Below are 15,438 nucleotides of genomic sequence, written 5' to 3'. Positions count from 1 at the left end.
GCACCGGCTTTCGGACCCCGGGCCCGTCGGGACGGTCACGGAGCCCGCAGGATGCTGCCGCTGATGTCCACGACCCGCAGGCCACCGGCGGCATGTCGTCGTACGTCGGCGTCGCCGCCCCGCACGTTGTCAGTGGTGCCGCCTAGGCTCCCCACCATGGCGACGCTCCCCAATCCACTGCCCTCCCTGGCCACTTCCGGCCTGGACCTCCCGCCCGGTTCCCTGGTGGACGCCACCCTGGACGGCCCCTGGCACGAGCCGCTGCTCTGGTACGCGGACGGCCCGCCGGCCCCGCGCGACTGGCCGGACCTGCGCGCGGCCGGGCGGCGGGTCGGGCTGCTGCCGGTGCTGGTCACGGGCGGCCGGCGCGACCAGTGGCCCGAGGAGTGGGACCTCTGCCCGGACGGCACGTCGTATCCCGGCGACCACGACGCCGACGAGGTCCTCGCGGGCTACTGGACGGAGTACGCGGACGACGAGGTGGGCGACGGCGCGGCGGCCGGGGAGAGCGGGGAGGGAGCCGAGGGGCCCGGCTCCTGGCCCGGCCTCGCGCCCGCCCCCGCCCGGGAGCCGGCCGAGGACGCGGACACGGCGGCCGCGGGGCTCGCGGGCGTCATCGCCGCCGACGCGGACGAGTGGCTCGGCGGGGCGCGGATGGCCCTCGTCCCGGCCCGCCGCAGCGCCGACATACCGGCGGCGATCGGCTGGTCGGGCCCGATGAACCACGAGAACGACGTGGCCCGGCTCTGCGCGGTGCTCCGCTCCTGGGAGGACCGCTACGACGCCCGGGTCGTGGTGCTCGGCTTCGACACGATGATCGTCTCCGTGGGCCGCCCGCCCGCCACGGTCGAGGAGGCCCGCGCCCTGGCCGCCGAGCACTACGCGTTCTGCCCGGACAACATCGACCAGTCCCCGCCGTACGACCTCGACGTGTACGCCGAGAAGGCCGTGCTCAACCAGGAAGCGTGGTCGTTCTGGTGGGACTAGACACGACGGGACCGGAAACGGGTACGGGCACGGGGACGGGCAAGAGCCGTCCGACTGCTCAGCGGTCGGACCTCAGCAGCATCAAGAAGTGGTGGCGCACGCTCGGCGGCGACGGCTTCGCCGTCCTCCCGCCACCGACCCGGAGCCGTTACACCCAGTCCGACGGCCACGAGGACGCCGCCGAGCTGTTCGCGGCCCGGTCCCTCTCCACCGACACCTCCTTCGCCTACTGGCACTGGCAGTCCCACTCCGCCTTCGACCGCTCCGGCGGCCTGAAGGGCGAGCTGTACGTGCACTGGGGCGGCGACCACGCCACGGTCGCCGCCGGCCTCGGCGACGGCCCGGACGGCTACCGGGTCATCGACGGCGGCCCGCAGGGCGCGTTCCGGCTCGACAAGGTCACGGAGAGGGACGACGACGGACTCCCCGACCCCGAGGACACCGCCGGAGTACGCCAGTTCCTGGACCGGCTCCGCAGCCCCCGCGTGAACCGGCCCGGCAGGCCCCGCCACCACGACGCCCCGCTGACCGCCGCCGAGGAACGCTGGCTGCACGACCGGCTGCGCGATCCGGTGGAGCTGTCCGGGGCGGCGGGGTTCGTCACGGCCCTGGAGTCGCGACAGGCGCTGACCTCCGAGGAGGCGTCACGGCTGCTGCCGGCCTGGCGGGAGGAGTACGCCGGGCGGCTCATCGAGTGGCCCGCCTGGGCGGACCTGCTGGACGCGCTGCTGCGCCACGACCACGAGGAGGTGTGGGACACGGTGGCGTGCCTCGGCCCCCGGGCATCCGACGCCCTCGGCGCGGCCCCCTCCCCCCGCGCCCTGGACGTCCTGCGCGGGTGGTCGCTCACCGGTCACCCCGACGCGATCCACGCCTGGCTCGACGTGCACCGGGCGCTCCACGGAACCGACCCGGTACGGTCCGCCGGCGTGCTCGCCGCGGAGCTGACCGCACACCACGCCCCCGAGACGTCCCTGAGCACCCTGTTCGCCGCGCTCAGCGCCACCGCCACGAACGACTGGCGTGCCGCCCGGCCGACGGCGGACCGCGGTGCCGCCCAGGCGTTCTCGGCCCTCACCGCCGTGCGCCTCGCCACCGACGAGGCCCTGCCGCGCCCTCTGCGCGTGGCCGCCGCGCGAACGGCGTACGAACAGGTCGCCCACGTACGGGAGCAGGCGGCCCAGCACCCCGGCGTCAGCGAGGCCGACGTGCTCGCCGCCGCCGACCGCTACGAGGCCGCCCGCGACGACCTGCTCGCCGGCACCGGCCCCGACCTCACCGGTTACGAGGGCGGGCTCGGCGACCTCTACCACCGCTACCGCACCCCGTCCCCCGCCGACGTCCAGTGGCTGCGCGACCGGGTGGCCGACCCGTCCACCGGTGTCCAGGGCATCGCGTTCTGCCTCGAACTGCTCTACGCCCACGGCGAGGCCACCCAGGCCGAACTGGAAGCACTTCTGCCCCGCTGGAAGAAGGAGCTGACCAAGCAGTACCGCACCACATACACCGAGTGGCGCCACCCCCTGACCACCCTGACCTGCCTCGCCCTCGACCTGCACCACCCGGCAGCCGCCGACCTCCTCTCCTGGTGGGCGAAGCCCAAGCCGCTCTGGAAGACGCCGGTCCGGCTGCTGACCCACCTCGGCGCACCGGACGAGACGAAGGCCGCCGAGCTGTGGGACTTCGTGGCCTCCGGCGCTCACGACACCGGGCACCTGATGACCTGGGTGCTGCTCCGCGCCCGGCTCGACGGCACCCACCCCCTGCTCGTCGCCGAGCGGCTGCTCGGAGAAGGCGGCGTCCGCGCGTACGTCCTGCACCGGGTCCTGATCGGAGTGGCCGACCCCGCCCAGCCGCTCTGGCACTACGCCGTCGACCCACGCAGCCACAGCTGGCTGCGGCGCGCCCAGGAGGTCGCCGACGACCCCCGGCTCACCGACGCAGCCCGCGCGATCGGGCTGAGGACCGCCCGCGAGCACTACGTCTTCCGCTACCCGGACCAGGTCCGCCCGGCCCTCACGGACGGGCAGGTGGCGGCGGCCCACGCCTGGGCGGAGGACCGCGCCGACCGGACCACCGGGGACTGAGCCCTCGTACTCATGCGGCCGGGCAGACCCCCGGGGTTGACTCGGCCGCATGAGCGAGAACAGCCACGACGGCGACAGCACCCCGGCGCCCGCCCCCGACGAGACGCCCGACAACTACGCCTGGATCGCCCCGGTGATCTCCTCGGTCGTGACCGTGCCCTCGGGGCTGCTCGCCCTGCTCTACGGCGCGCTCTCGCCCATGGAGTGCGGCTCCTGCGGCGGCACGGTGGCCGACCGCTTCCACGACAGTTGGACCACCGCGTGGACCGTCCTGTGGATCGGCCTGGTCCTCGCCCTGATCGTGCTGGTCGCCACCTGGGCCGTCCCCCACCAGCTCCGCTACGCCGCCCGGCGCGTGGGCCTCGCCCTCGCCGCACCCACCACCGCGACGGTCGCCTTCGTAGCATTCATGGCACTGGTCGACTGGCCCTGACAGCAAGGCCCCCGGCCGATCCCACTCCGCACCACCGCACGGGCCGACCAGGACCCGCCCGTACGGGACAGCGCCCGCTTCTCCATCGAGGAGGCCCACCGGCTCCAGGAGACCGGAGCGGGTGGGCCGTGAACCGCGAGAGGCCGAGCGGACCGGCTCAGCGCCGCGCGTCCCGCCCCAGCCACTGCGCGGCCTCGGTCGCCCAGTAGGTGAGGATCATCTGCGCCCCGGCCCGCCGGATCCCGGTCAGGCTCTCCAGGATCGCCCTCTCCCGGTCGATCCAGCCCCGCTCGGCGGCGGCCTCGATCATCGCGTACTCGCCGCTGATCTGGTACGCCGCGACCGGCACGTCCACGGACTCCGCGACCTTGGCGAGGATGTCCAGATACGGTCCGGCGGGCTTCACCATGACCATGTCCGCGCCCTCCTCCAGGTCCAGCGCCAGCTCCCGCAGCGACTCGCGGGCGTTGGCCGGGTCCTGCTGGTAGGTCTTGCGGTCACCGGTCAGCGAGGAGCCGACGGCCTCGCGGAAGGGGCCGTAGAACGCCGAGCTGTACTTCACGGTGTAGGCGAGGATCGACACGTCCTCGTACCCGGTCTGGTCCAGTGCGTCGCGGACCACGCCGACCTGGCCGTCCATCATCCCGCTGGGGCCCACCACATGGGCCCCGGCGTCCGCCTGGACCTGGGCCATCTCCGCGTACCGCTCCAGGGTCGCGTCGTTGTCCACCCGGCCGTCACCGTCGAGGACCCCGCAGTGGCCGTGGTCGGTGTACTCGTCCAGGCACAGGTCCGACATCACGACCAGGTCGTCGCCGACCTCCTCGCGGACCGCGCGCAGGCCGGCCTGGAGGATGCCGTCCGGGTCCGTGCCCGCCGTGCCCCGGGCGTCCTTCTTCGCGTCCTCCGGCACACCGAAGAGCATGATCCCCGAGACCCCGGCCGAGACCGCCTCGACGGCCGCCTTCCGCAGGGTGTCCAGGGTGTGCTGGTGCACGCCGGGCATGGCCGAGATGGCGACCGGGGCGTCGATGCCCTCCCGCACGAACGCGGGCAGGATCAGGTTCGCGGGATCGAGCCGTGTCTCGGCGACCATCCGCCGCATCGCCGGGGTCGTCCGCAGCCGCCGGGGGCGGGAGCCGGGGAAGTTTCCGTACGCAGTCATCCTTCGACGATAGACCCGTACGCAGTCAAGTCTTACCGACACCCGCGCCGGGAAAGGCCAGCGAACAGGCCCCGGAAACGGCGGCGGGCCCGGCCGCCGAAGCGACCGGGCCCGCTCACCCTTGTACCACTATCACTACGTCGTCGTCCGACGCCTGCGCGCACCCGGGCGCCGCTCGCTCGGCCGGGTCACCGGGTCGCCGGCCTCCTTCGCCGCGTCCCGGCGCTGCGCGCCGAAGGCGGCGAGCGCCTCGGCGAGCTTGTGCACCGACGGCTCCGGGGACAGCACGTCGACCCGCAGTCCGTGCTCCTCGGCGGTCTTCGCGGTGGCGGGACCGATACACGCGATCACGGTCACGTTGTGCGGCTTGCCCGCGATGCCGACCAGGTTGCGCACCGTCGAGGACGAGGTGAACAGGACCGCGTCGAAGCCGCCGCCCTTGATCGCCTCACGAGTGTCGGCCGGCGGCGGCGAGGCGCGGACCGTGCGGTACGCGGTGACGTCGTCGACCTCCCAGCCCAGCTCGATCAGCCCGGCCACCAAGGTCTCGGTGGCGATGTCGGCACGCGGCAGGAACACCCGGTCGATCGGGTCGAAGACCGGGTCGTAGGGCGGCCAGTCCTCCAGCAGCCCGGCGGCGGACTGCTCGCCGGACGGCACCAGGTCCGGCTTCACGCCGAAGTCGATCAGCGCCGCGGCGGTCTGCTCGCCGACGGCGGCGACCTTGATGCCGGCGAAGGCACGGGCGTCGAGCCCGTACTCCTCGAACTTCTCCCGGACCGCCTTGACGGCGTTCACGCTGGTGAAGGCGATCCACTCGTAGCGCCCGGTGACCAGGCCCTTGACCGCACGCTCCATCTGCTGGGGCGTACGCGGCGGCTCGACGGCGATCGTCGGCACCTCGTGCGGCACCGCACCGTAGGAACGCAGCTGGTCGGAGAGCGACGCGGCCTGCTCCTTCGTGCGCGGGACGAGCACCTTCCAGCCGAACATCGGCTTGGACTCGAACCACGCGAGCTGGTCGCGCTGGGCGGCGGAGCTGCGCTCTCCGACCACGGCTATGACCGGCCGGTGGCCCTCGGGCGAGGGCAGCACCTTGGCCTGCTTGAGGACCTGGGCGATCGTCCCGAGGGTCGCCGTCCAGGTGCGCTGGCGGGTGGTGGTGCCCGCGATCGTCACGGTGAGCGGGGTGTCGGGCTTGCGGCCCGCGGAGACCAGCTCACCGGCGGCGGCGGCCACCGAGTCCAGCGTGGTGGAGACGACGGCGGTCGCGTCGCTCACGCCGACCTCGCTCCAGCACCGGTCGGAGGCGGTACGGGCGTCGACGAAGCGGACGTCCGCACCCTGCGCGTCACGCAGCGGCACCCCGGCGTACGCGGAGACGCCGACGGCGTTCGCCACGCCCGGGACGACCTCGAAGGGCACCCCGGCGGCGGCGCAGGCGAGCATTTCCGCCCCCGCGTTCCCGTCCAGGCCCGGGTCGCCCGCGACAGCACGGACCACCCGCCTGCCGCCCTTGGCGGCCTCCATGACAAGATTGGCCGCATCCCTGAGAACGGGTACACCGACGGTTGTTGACGAAGTGTCAACGACGGTCAGCTCAGGGGTGCTCACGCCTGCCCGCGCATGGCTGCGAACGACGTCGAGCACATCGGGCTCGGCGACAAGGACGTCCGCGCTCGCGAGCGCCTCGACGGCGCGCAGGGTCAGCAGTCCCGGGTCGCCGGGACCGGCGCCGAGGAAGGTGACCTGCCCTTGGGCGGACAGGGCCGGAAAGTCGGATGCGGCGGGGCCGGTGGGGCTCAAAGTGCTCGCTCCCCCATAAGACCGGCCGCACCCTTGGCGAGCATCTCGGCCGCGAGTTCGCGACCGAGGGCCGCCGCGTCGTCGTGCGACGTGGGGACGGGACCGGTGGTGGACAGCTGTACGAGCGAGGAACCGTCGGTGGTACCGACGACTCCGCGCAGGCGCAGTTCGTTGACAACCTGTCCGTCGACCAGGAGGTCGGCCAGCGCACCCACAGGTGCGGAGCAGCCGGCCTCCAGGGCGGCGAGCAGGGCACGCTCGGCGGTCACGGCGACCCGGGTGTACGGGTCGTCGAGCTCGGCGAGCGCGGCGGCGAGGTCGGCGCTGGACGCGGCGCACTCGATCGCCAGTGCTCCCTGGCCGGGAGCGGGCAGGACGGTGTCGACCGGCAGGAACTCGGTCACCTCACCGCTCCGGCCGAGACGGCTGAGCCCGGCGGCGGCGAGAACCACCGCGTCGAGCTCCCCGTCGCGCACGAACCCGATCCGCGTGTCGACGTTGCCCCGGATGGGGACGGTCTCGATCCGCAGTCCGTGGGAACGGGCGTACGCGTTGAGCTGCGCCATGCGGCGCGGCGAACCGGTGCCGATGCGGGCGCCGTCGGGCAGCTGCGCGAAGGTCAGCCCGTCCCGGGCGACCATCGCGTCGCGCGGGTCCTCGCGCTGCGGCACGGCCGCCAGCACGAGGTCGTCGGGCTGGCTGGTCGGCAGGTCCTTGAGCGAGTGGACGGCGAAGTCCACCTCGCCCCGCAGCAGCGCCTCGCGCAGGGCCGCGACGAACACGCCGGTGCCGCCGATCTGCGCCAGGTGCTCGCGGGAGGTGTCCCCGTACGTGGTGATCTCGACGAGCTCGACGGCGCGCCCGGTCACCTCGCGAACCGTCTCGGCGACGAGTCCGGACTGGGCCATGGCGAGCTTGCTGCGCCGGGTGCCCAGCCGGAGCGGCGCGGGGTTCCGCGCGCCCGGGGATGAGTTGTCGGTCATGACCGCCCTCTATTCGGGTCGTTCAGGTCTGCCCGGGAGACGGCGGCCACCGTCTGCGGGTCGAGGTCGAAGAGTTCTCGCAGCGCGTCCGCGTACCCGGCGCCGCCGGGCTCGCTGGCGAGCTGCTTGACCCGCACGGTGGGCGCGTGCAGGAGTTTGTCGACGACGCGGCGCACGGTCTGGGTGATCTCGGCGCGCTGCTTCTCGTCCAGGTCGGGAAGGCGGCCGTCCAGCCGGGCGATCTCGCCGGCGACCACGCCGGCGGCCATGGTGCGCAGGGCGACCACGGTCGGGGCGACGTGCGCGGCGCGCTGGGCGGCGCCGAAGGCGGCCACCTCGTCGGAGACGATGGTGCGGACCCGGTCCACATCGGCGGCCATCGGGGCGTCGGCGGAGGCCTCGGCGAGCGACTCGATGTCGACGAGGCGCACACCGTCGATGCGGTGGGCGGCGCCGTCGATGTCCCGCGGCATGGCGAGGTCGAGCAGGGCGAGCCGGACCGGGCCGGTCGACTGTGCGGGCACGGTGACCCGGCGCAGCGCGGTCGCCGGACCGGCCACCGCGGCGGAGGCGGCGGAGCCATTCTCCACCCAGGCGGCGTGCTGGTCGACGTCGGCCGGGGCCGGGGTGGTGGTGACCGCCGGCCGGTCGGGCGCGGCGTCCAGGGTCACGCCCAGCGCGTCGGCGAGGGCGTCGGCGGTGAGCACGAGGCCGGTGGAACCGGTGCAGGAGACGACGATGTCGGCACGTGTCAGTTCGTCACCGACCGCGGACATCTCGACGGCCCGGGCGCGCACCGCCGTGTCGTCGCCCTGCTGGAGGATCTCCACCAGGCGGTCCGCGCGGGCGCGGGTCCGGTTGGCGACGACGATGTCGGCGACGCCGGTGCGGGCGAGGGTCGCGGCGGCCAGCGAGGACATGGATCCGGCGCCGATGACCAGGGCGCGCTTGCCGGCGGTCCAGCCCTCGGGGTCGGCCCCGGCGGCGAGCTGCTGGAGCCCGAAGGTGACGAGCGACTGCCCGGCCCGGTCGATACCGGTCTCGCTGTGGGCGCGCTTGCCGACCCGCAGGGCCTGCTGGAAGAGGTCGTTCAGCAGCCGTCCGGCGGTGTGCAGCTCCTGGCCGCGCGCGAGCGCGTCCTTGATCTGGCCGAGGATCTGCCCCTCGCCGACGACCATCGAGTCGAGACCGCAGGCCACCGAGAAGAGGTGGTGGACGGCCCGGTCCTCGTAGTGCACATAGAGATACGGAGTGAGCTCTTCGAGACCGACGCCGCTGTGCTGGGCGAGCAGGGTGGACAGCTCGGCGACGCCCGCGTGGAACTTGTCCACGTCGGCGTACAGCTCGATGCGGTTACAGGTGGCCAGCACGGCCGCCTCGGTCGCGGGTTCCGCGGCGAGGGTGTCCTGGAGCAGCTTGGCCTGGGTCTCGGCAGCGAGGGAGGCCCGTTCCAGTACGGAGACGGGGGCGCTGCGGTGGCTCAGTCCGACGACGAGGAGGCTCATGCCGGCATCACGGCGGGCATGTCCCCGTCAGGTCCCTTCCGGCTCGCGGGCGTGGCGCGCATCGGGGGCGCGTCCTCGTCCTCGGCGGCGGAGTCCTCGCCGGCCTTGCGCTGCTCGTGGAACGCGAGGATCTGGAGCTCGATGGAGAGGTCGACCTTGCGTACGTCGACGCCCTCGGGCACCGACAGCACGGTCGGCGCGAAGTTCAGGATGGAGGTCACACCGGCGGCGACGAGCCGGTCGCAGACCTGCTGGGCCGCGCCGGGCGGGGTGGTGATCACGCCGATGGACACACCGTTGTCGCTGATGATCCGGTCGAGGTCGTCCGTGTGCTGGACGGCGATCCCGGCCACCGGCGTACCGGCCATGGCGGGGTCCGCGTCGATCAGCGCCGCGACCCGGAAGCCGCGGGAGGCGAAGCCGCCGTAGTTGGCGAGGGCCGCGCCGAGGTTGCCGATGCCGACGATGGCGACCGGCCAGTCCTGGGTGAGCCCGAGCTCGCGCGAGATCTGGTAGACGAGGTACTCGACGTCGTACCCGACACCGCGGGTGCCGTAGGACCCCAGGTAGCTGAAGTCCTTGCGCAGCTTCGCCGAGTTCACCCCGGCCGCCGTGGCCAGCTCCTCGGAGGAGACCGTGGGGACCGATCGCTCGGAGAGCGCGGTCAGGGCGCGCAGATACAACGGAAGTCGGGCGACGGTGGCCTCGGGAATTCCTCGGCTACGGGTCGCCGGTCGGTGAGTTCGGCCAGTTGCCACGGTGCTCCTGCGGGATGAGCGGGGCTGCAGGCGGCCGTATGTCCCCGGACCGCCCCGTCGAATGCAGGCTATGTCTTTGTGAACGCGTGCACAAAGATTGTGTCCGTTTTGTCCGGTCAAAGTGACCGGGGTCACGCACATTCGCCGTGCGATCCAGGAACCGGGGGCCGCACCGGCCCGTTGCAGCCTCGAAGGGGGCAAAGCGGAACACACTCCTCACAACTAAGCCCCCGAGGCCACTCAAAACGCCCGCAATGTTAACCGGGTTTCGCGTCCGCACCCAGCGCCTTGCGCAGTCTCGCCGGGTCGACGCGCCAGAACGTGTGCTGTTCGTCATCGATCAGCACCACCGGAATCTGCTCCCAGTACTCCTTGTACAGCTCCTCGTCCTCGGTGATGTCCTTCTCCACCCACGACGCACCGGTCTCCTCGCAGACCGCGCTCACCACCGCCCGCGCGTCCTCGCACAGATGACACCCGGGCTTCCCCACCAGCGTGACCACCCGCTCGGCGGGCTTCTTCTTCCTCTTACGTCGCAGCAGAGCACTCATGCCTTCATTCTGCGCCCGCCGCGCCCACTTCCCGAGCCCGCGATGCTCCGTGAGCAGACGACGGCATGCCGACCTGCACGTCCGAGCGGTCGTCGGCGGTGAACGGCCGTCGTCGCCCCGGGGGCCACGAGCTTGTCGGTGGCGGGAACTACTGTTGGACATCAGCGGTCGGGAAGGCGCGGACGTGCAGTGGGGAATCCAGCGCGCGGACCTGGAGGCCCGCCGCTTCGACCGCACCTTCAGCACCGTCCACTTCAATCCCTGACCCGGACCGGCGGGGATCACCCCCGAGCCCGCGACGCCCGCTTCCCGCGCCCGCGCACCACCACCCCGGACCGCCCGGAATCACCCGATTCACCATTCCGACCCGAAGCGTTCACGCCCACGCATCGCGGCAGGTCGGGCAGGTGCGGACGGACTGGCTATGCTCACCGCATGGCCGCTCTTGGATGGCTCACACCCCGTAGGCGTTCCGCTACCGCACGGAGCGTCCTGGCAGGCGAGGCCGCCGCTGAGGCCGCGCGCAAGACCTCGGCCGCCGACGACGAATCCGCCCTCCTGACCAAGGCCCCGGAAGAAGCGGACGCGACCCCGCCCGGAGAGCCCGCGTTCCCCGTCGCCGGGGACGACCGCGCCGCCGCCTTCTTCGACCTCGACAACACCGTCATGCAGGGTGCCGCGATCTTCCACTTCGGCCGCGGCCTCTACAAGCGCAAGTTCTTCGAGCGCCGCGAGCTCACCCGGTTCGCCTGGCAGCAGGCGTGGTTCCGGCTGGCCGGCGTCGAGGACCCCGAACACATGCAGGACGCCCGCGACAGCGCCCTGTCCATCGTCAAGGGCCACCGCGTCTCCGAGCTGATGTCCATCGGCGAGGAGATCTACGACGAGTACATGGCCGACCGCATCTGGCCCGGCACCCGAGCCCTGGCCCAGGCCCACCTGGACGCCGGACAGAAGGTCTGGCTCGTCACCGCCGCCCCCGTGGAGACCGCCACCATCATCGCCCGCCGCCTCGGCCTGACCGGCGCGCTCGGCACCGTCGCCGAATCGGTCGACGGCGTCTACACCGGCCGCCTGGTCGGCGAACCCCTGCACGGCCCCGCCAAGGCCGAGGCCGTCCGCGCCCTCGCCACCGCGGAGGGCCTGGACCTGGAGCGCTGCGCCGCCTACAGCGACTCGCACAACGACATCCCGATGCTCTCGCTGGTCGGCCACCCCTACGCGATCAACCCGGACACCAAACTCCGCAAGTACGCCCGCGCCCGCGACTGGCGGCTGCGCGACTACCGCACCGGCCGCAAGGCCGCCAAGGTCGGCATCCCCGCCGCCGCCGGGGTCGGCGCGCTCGCGGGCGGCACCGTCGCCGCCGTCGCCCTGCACCGCCGCCGCCGCTGACCCGCGCCCGCACCCCCGCCGCACCCTCCACGCCCCGTGCCCGCCCACCACGAACGGTCACGGGGCGCAGCCACGCCCGGAACCGGGCGCCCGATCCCGATCGGGTCCGCCGACGCGGGCGACGCCCCCTCCGGCCAGCCGGATCGTCGGCGCCCGGCCACAACCCGTCGCCCCCGTAGACAGATCACGAAGTAATCCGATCAATAAACGGTCACCATGTGCTACTTGATACGTCACTTAGCGATAACAGAAGCGACGGAACCGGAGATTTAGACAACTGGGTGTAGCGCTGCCTGCACGAAGCGTTATTCTCCTCAGACGCATCACGGAACCCGCCACTCGCTACCACGAGTGACGTTTTTCGAACTGCTCGTGATGGAAGCTCTGCCTCTGGGAGTCCCGTGTACCCACACGTCGGGGTTGACGCCTCGGGCCTGGCTACGCTGCGTGCATCGGTCATTGACTGCTTGCGCGGCTTCGTCCCCACCGCGTACGCCGTCCCCGCATTTGCCACCCCTGCACCTGCCGGCCCTTGCTACGCCCTGGCCGAACGCAGCGCGGCGGTCGGAAGACGCGGCACCCGCGCCGCCTCGACCACGTCGACCGTCCGCCGTCCCACCGCCGACAGCGACAGCGCGCGCATGATGGATCTCGTCGAGCGCGCACAGGCCGGTGAGGCGGATGCCTTCGGCCGCCTGTACGACCAGTACAGCGACACCGTGTACCGGTACATCTACTACCGCGTGGGCGGCAAGGCGACCGCGGAGGACCTCACCAGCGAGACCTTCCTCCGCGCGCTGCGCCGCATCTCCACGTTCACCTGGCAGGGCCGCGACTTCGGCGCCTGGCTGGTCACGATCGCTCGCAACCTGGTCGCCGACCACTTCAAGTCCAGTCGTTTCCGACTGGAAGTGACCACCGGCGAAATGCTCGACGCCAACGAGGTGGCGCGCAGCCCCGAGGACTCCGTTCTGGAGTCCCTCTCCAACGCCGCTCTGCTCCAGGCCGTGCGGCGACTCAACCCCCAACAGCAGGAGTGCGTGACCCTGCGGTTCCTCCAAGGCCTCTCGGTCGCGGAGACCGCCCGGGTGATGGGCAAGAACGAGGGAGCGATCAAGACCCTCCAGTACCGAGCCGTACGGACGCTCGCCCGACTCCTGCCGGACGACGCCCGCTGATCCGGCCTCTGCGTGACCGTCCCGTCACGCACTGGTCCGATCATCCTTCGTGCGTAACCCAAGTGCCGAGCGCCTCGTTGTGCCGGTTGCAGGCCCCCTGTCGTCGCCCCCTGTCCGTAGCCACTCACCCCATCGAGTGGAAACGCTCAAGGTGTGCAACCTTCCGGACCGCCAGGGGAGTCGACCGTCATGACGAGAGGAGGTGCCGCCAGTGATCGCAAACGTTTCGACACACCGGCGGGCGAACGCCTTCGCCCAGGCCCTGGAAGAACAGACCCTCCAGGGTGCGGCGGCCGTACAGCCCGCGGAACCGGCCGACCAGGCCGACCGCGAACCGCTGTTGGCCCTGGCGAACGGCCTCGGTGAGCTACCGAAGCCGCAGTTGGACCCCGAGGTCAAAATGGTGCAGCGAGCCCAGCTCGTCGCGGCCATGGAGACCATGTTCGCCGAGGGCGGCGCGTCCACGGGCCCTACGGTGCCCGTGCAACGGGGCAAGGGGGCCCATCGGGCCTCACCACTGCGGAAACTGCGACCCCGCTCACGCTGGGCGAAGGGGCTCACTGCCGGCGGGCTCACCGTCGGCGTGGCCGCGGGAGCGTTCGGCGGCGTGGCAGCCGCCAGCTCCGACGCCCTCCCCGGTGATTCGCTCTACGGACTGAAACGCGGGATGGAGGACATCAGCCTCGGCATGGCCAAGGGCGACGCCGACCGCGGCGAGGTCTACCTCGACCAGGCCTCCACCCGGCTCAGCGAGGCCCGCAGACTCATGGAGCGCGGCCGGTCCGGCGCACTCGACCACGAATCCCTCGGCGCCGTCAGACGCGCGCTCAACGGCATGTCCCACGACGCCTCCGAGGGCCACCGACTGCTCCACTCCGCATACCAGCGCGACGGAGCGATCGGCCCCATCCAGACCCTGGACACCTTCTCCCGCTCGCACCGCGACGCCTGGAGCAGCCTCCGCGACCGACTGCCCGTCCAGCTCACCGACGTCCGCGACGAGGTCAGCTCCGTCTTCGACGCCATAGAGGACGACGTCGCACCGCTCCAGACCCTCCTCCCCCGCCCCCCGGGCACCAACAAGGGCACCGGACGCTCCGACGCCACCACCCCGGACACCGGCTCGCCCCGCACCGACGCCCCCGCACCCCCCGCCGCCCCCGAGAAGCCCGGGGACCGCACCGACGGCGGAACCACCCCCGAGCCCTCCGGCCCGCCGGACTCCACCGACACCACCCCGGAGGACGGACTGCTGGGCGGCGGTACGGACGGCCTGCTGGACGAACTCCCGACGGACGGCCTCGCCCCGCCCTCCCCCGAGGGCCGGCCCAGCGCACCCGCCGCCCCGGACGTCACCCTGCCCCCGCTCCTCCCAGGGCTGCTCCCCGGCCTCGGCATCGACGGCGAGAACCTCAAGCCGTAGAGGACCGGCGATGACGGAAGGGGGCCGGTACGCGGATCGCGTACCGGCCCCCTTCCGTCATAGCCGGTCAGGTCAGAAGAACACCGACCGCCGCTGCACCAACAGCTTGTACAGCGTGTGCTGGATCTGCTCACGCACCTGGTCCGTCAGATTGAACATCAGCATCGGGTCCTCCGCCGCCTCCGGCGGATACCCGTCCGTCGGAATCGGCTCGCCGAACTGGATCGTCCACTTCGTCGGCAGCGGCAGCGCGCCCAACGGCCCCAGCCACGGGAACGTCGGCGTGATCGGGAAGTAGGGGATGCCCAGCAGCCGGGCCAGCGTCTTCGCGTTCCCGATCATCGGGTAGATCTCCTCCGCGCCCACGATCGAGCACGGCACGATCGGCGCCCCCGCCCGCAGCGCCGTCGACACGAACCCGCCCCGCCCGAAGCGCTGAAGCTTGTAACGCTCCCCGAACGGCTTGCCGATGCCCTTGAACCCCTCCGGCATCACCCCGACGATCTCGCCCATCTCCAGCAGCCGCTGCGCGTCCTCCGCACAGGCCAGCGTGTGCCCCGCCTTGCGCGCCAGCTCGTTGACGACCGGCAGATGGAAGACCAGATCGGCCGCGAGCAGCCGCAGATGCCGGTCCGCCGGATGGTTGTCGTGCACCGCGACCTGAAGCATCAGCCCGTCCAGCGGCAGCGTCCCGGAGTGGTTGGCCACGATGAGCGCCCCGCCGTCCGACGGGATGTTCTCGATGCCCTTCACCTCGACCCGGAAGTACGTGTCGGCCAGCGGCCGCAGCAGCGACATCAGGACCTGGTCGGTGAGCTCCTCGTCGTAACCGAACTCGTCGACGTCGTAGTCACCGGTGACCCGCCGCCGCAGGAACGCGAGCCCGCCCGCGATCCGCCGCTCCCAGCCGCCCGAGGAACCGTCCGCGTCCAGGCCGCCCCCCTTCCCCGCCTCCGCCTCCGCCTCCGCCTCCGGGGACAGCCCGGAAGCCTCGGGGACCTGCGCCCCCGGCAGCGCGCTCACCGGAGCCGCGGGGCCGTCGCCCCGACCGCCGCCGGGTCCGCCCGCCCCGGTCCGGCGCCGCGCCGGACGCGAAGCGCCACCGGACCGCGAACGGTCGTCGTCGAACGGAATGACCTTGGCGTCCGCCATCGTCGGTGCGCTCCT

14 protein-coding genes are annotated in these 15,438 nt (G+C 72.5%); 6 read left to right on the top strand and 8 right to left on the bottom strand.

Translation table 11 applies throughout. The features are described 5' to 3' along the window. Window positions 1-35: 35 nt before the first annotated feature. Window positions 36-158, bottom strand: coding sequence for a hypothetical protein (locus N7925_RS20475; RefSeq protein ID WP_265600971.1), 123 nt, complete (start codon window positions 156-158; stop codon window positions 36-38). Between N7925_RS20475 and N7925_RS20470 the strand changes: the two genes are divergently transcribed. From N7925_RS20470 to N7925_RS20460, 3 genes are read left to right on the top strand one after another with little or no spacing between them, the layout of a single operon-like run. After that, a complete protein-coding gene (locus N7925_RS20470; RefSeq protein WP_274344721.1) occupies window positions 157-987 on the top strand; it encodes a DUF4253 domain-containing protein in 831 nt (276 codons plus the stop codon). The two genes, N7925_RS20475 and N7925_RS20470, sit on opposite strands and share 2 nt — an antisense overlap. Beyond that, window positions 966-3,074, top strand: coding sequence for a hypothetical protein (locus N7925_RS20465; protein WP_443032220.1), 2,109 nt, complete (start codon window positions 966-968; stop codon window positions 3,072-3,074). Before N7925_RS20470 ends, N7925_RS20465 begins: the two co-directional genes overlap by 22 nt. Before the next feature lie 49 nt (window positions 3,075-3,123). Then, window positions 3,124-3,507, top strand: a complete 384-nt coding sequence (locus N7925_RS20460; protein ID WP_274344719.1) for a hypothetical protein — start codon at window positions 3,124-3,126, stop codon at window positions 3,505-3,507. 157 nt (window positions 3,508-3,664) lie between these two features. Here N7925_RS20460 and hemB read toward each other — a convergent pair whose 3' ends face one another. The 6 genes from hemB to N7925_RS20430 form a co-directional block, all read right to left on the bottom strand. Continuing rightward, window positions 3,665-4,672 (bottom strand): porphobilinogen synthase, encoded by a 1,008-nt coding sequence (gene hemB / locus N7925_RS20455; RefSeq protein WP_265600968.1) that lies wholly within the window; start codon window positions 4,670-4,672, stop codon window positions 3,665-3,667. A gap of 135 nt (window positions 4,673-4,807) precedes the next feature. Then, complete coding sequence (locus N7925_RS20450; protein ID WP_274344718.1) at window positions 4,808-6,478, bottom strand: bifunctional uroporphyrinogen-III C-methyltransferase/uroporphyrinogen-III synthase; 1,671 nt, start codon at window positions 6,476-6,478, stop codon at window positions 4,808-4,810. Next, window positions 6,475-7,461, bottom strand: coding sequence for a hydroxymethylbilane synthase (hemC, locus tag N7925_RS20445; RefSeq protein WP_265600966.1), 987 nt, complete (start codon window positions 7,459-7,461; stop codon window positions 6,475-6,477). The genes N7925_RS20450 and hemC overlap by 4 nt, the downstream gene beginning before the upstream one ends. Further along, window positions 7,458-8,966 (bottom strand): glutamyl-tRNA reductase, encoded by a 1,509-nt coding sequence (locus N7925_RS20440; RefSeq protein ID WP_274344717.1) that lies wholly within the window; start codon window positions 8,964-8,966, stop codon window positions 7,458-7,460. The genes hemC and N7925_RS20440 overlap by 4 nt, the downstream gene beginning before the upstream one ends. After that, complete coding sequence (locus N7925_RS20435; protein ID WP_265600964.1) at window positions 8,963-9,724, bottom strand: redox-sensing transcriptional repressor Rex; 762 nt, start codon at window positions 9,722-9,724, stop codon at window positions 8,963-8,965. The genes N7925_RS20440 and N7925_RS20435 overlap by 4 nt, the downstream gene beginning before the upstream one ends. A 257-nt stretch (window positions 9,725-9,981) precedes the next feature. Beyond that, window positions 9,982-10,275: a glutaredoxin family protein gene (locus tag N7925_RS20430; protein WP_274344716.1), complete on the bottom strand. Its 294-nt coding sequence runs from the start codon at window positions 10,273-10,275 to the stop codon at window positions 9,982-9,984. 435 nt (window positions 10,276-10,710) lie between these two features. On the opposite strand from N7925_RS20430, the gene N7925_RS20425 reads away from it, so the two are divergent. From N7925_RS20425 to N7925_RS20415, 3 genes are all read left to right on the top strand, one after another. Next, window positions 10,711-11,670 (top strand): HAD family hydrolase, encoded by a 960-nt coding sequence (locus N7925_RS20425; RefSeq protein ID WP_265600962.1) that lies wholly within the window; start codon window positions 10,711-10,713, stop codon window positions 11,668-11,670. A gap of 401 nt (window positions 11,671-12,071) precedes the next feature. Beyond that, window positions 12,072-12,848 (top strand): ECF subfamily RNA polymerase sigma factor, BldN family, encoded by a 777-nt coding sequence (locus N7925_RS20420; RefSeq protein WP_274344715.1) that lies wholly within the window; start codon window positions 12,072-12,074, stop codon window positions 12,846-12,848. Between the two features lie 211 nt (window positions 12,849-13,059). After that, window positions 13,060-14,271, top strand: a complete 1,212-nt coding sequence (locus tag N7925_RS20415) for a DUF5667 domain-containing protein (RefSeq protein WP_274344714.1) — start codon at window positions 13,060-13,062, stop codon at window positions 14,269-14,271. A gap of 72 nt (window positions 14,272-14,343) precedes the next feature. Here N7925_RS20415 and N7925_RS20410 read toward each other — a convergent pair whose 3' ends face one another. After that, window positions 14,344-15,423 carry a lysophospholipid acyltransferase family protein gene (locus N7925_RS20410; protein ID WP_274344713.1) on the bottom strand — a complete coding sequence of 360 codons (1,080 nt, stop codon included), beginning with the start codon at window positions 15,421-15,423 and terminating at the stop codon, window positions 14,344-14,346. Between the last annotated feature and the right edge of the window lie 15 nt (window positions 15,424-15,438).

The sequence above is a fragment of the Streptomyces sp. CA-278952 genome (assembly GCF_028747205.1).
GTDB lineage: Bacteria > Actinomycetota > Actinomycetes > Streptomycetales > Streptomycetaceae > Streptomyces.
The sequence above is the reverse complement of the archived record's forward strand: the minus strand, read 5'-3'. Positions and strand labels throughout refer to the sequence as shown.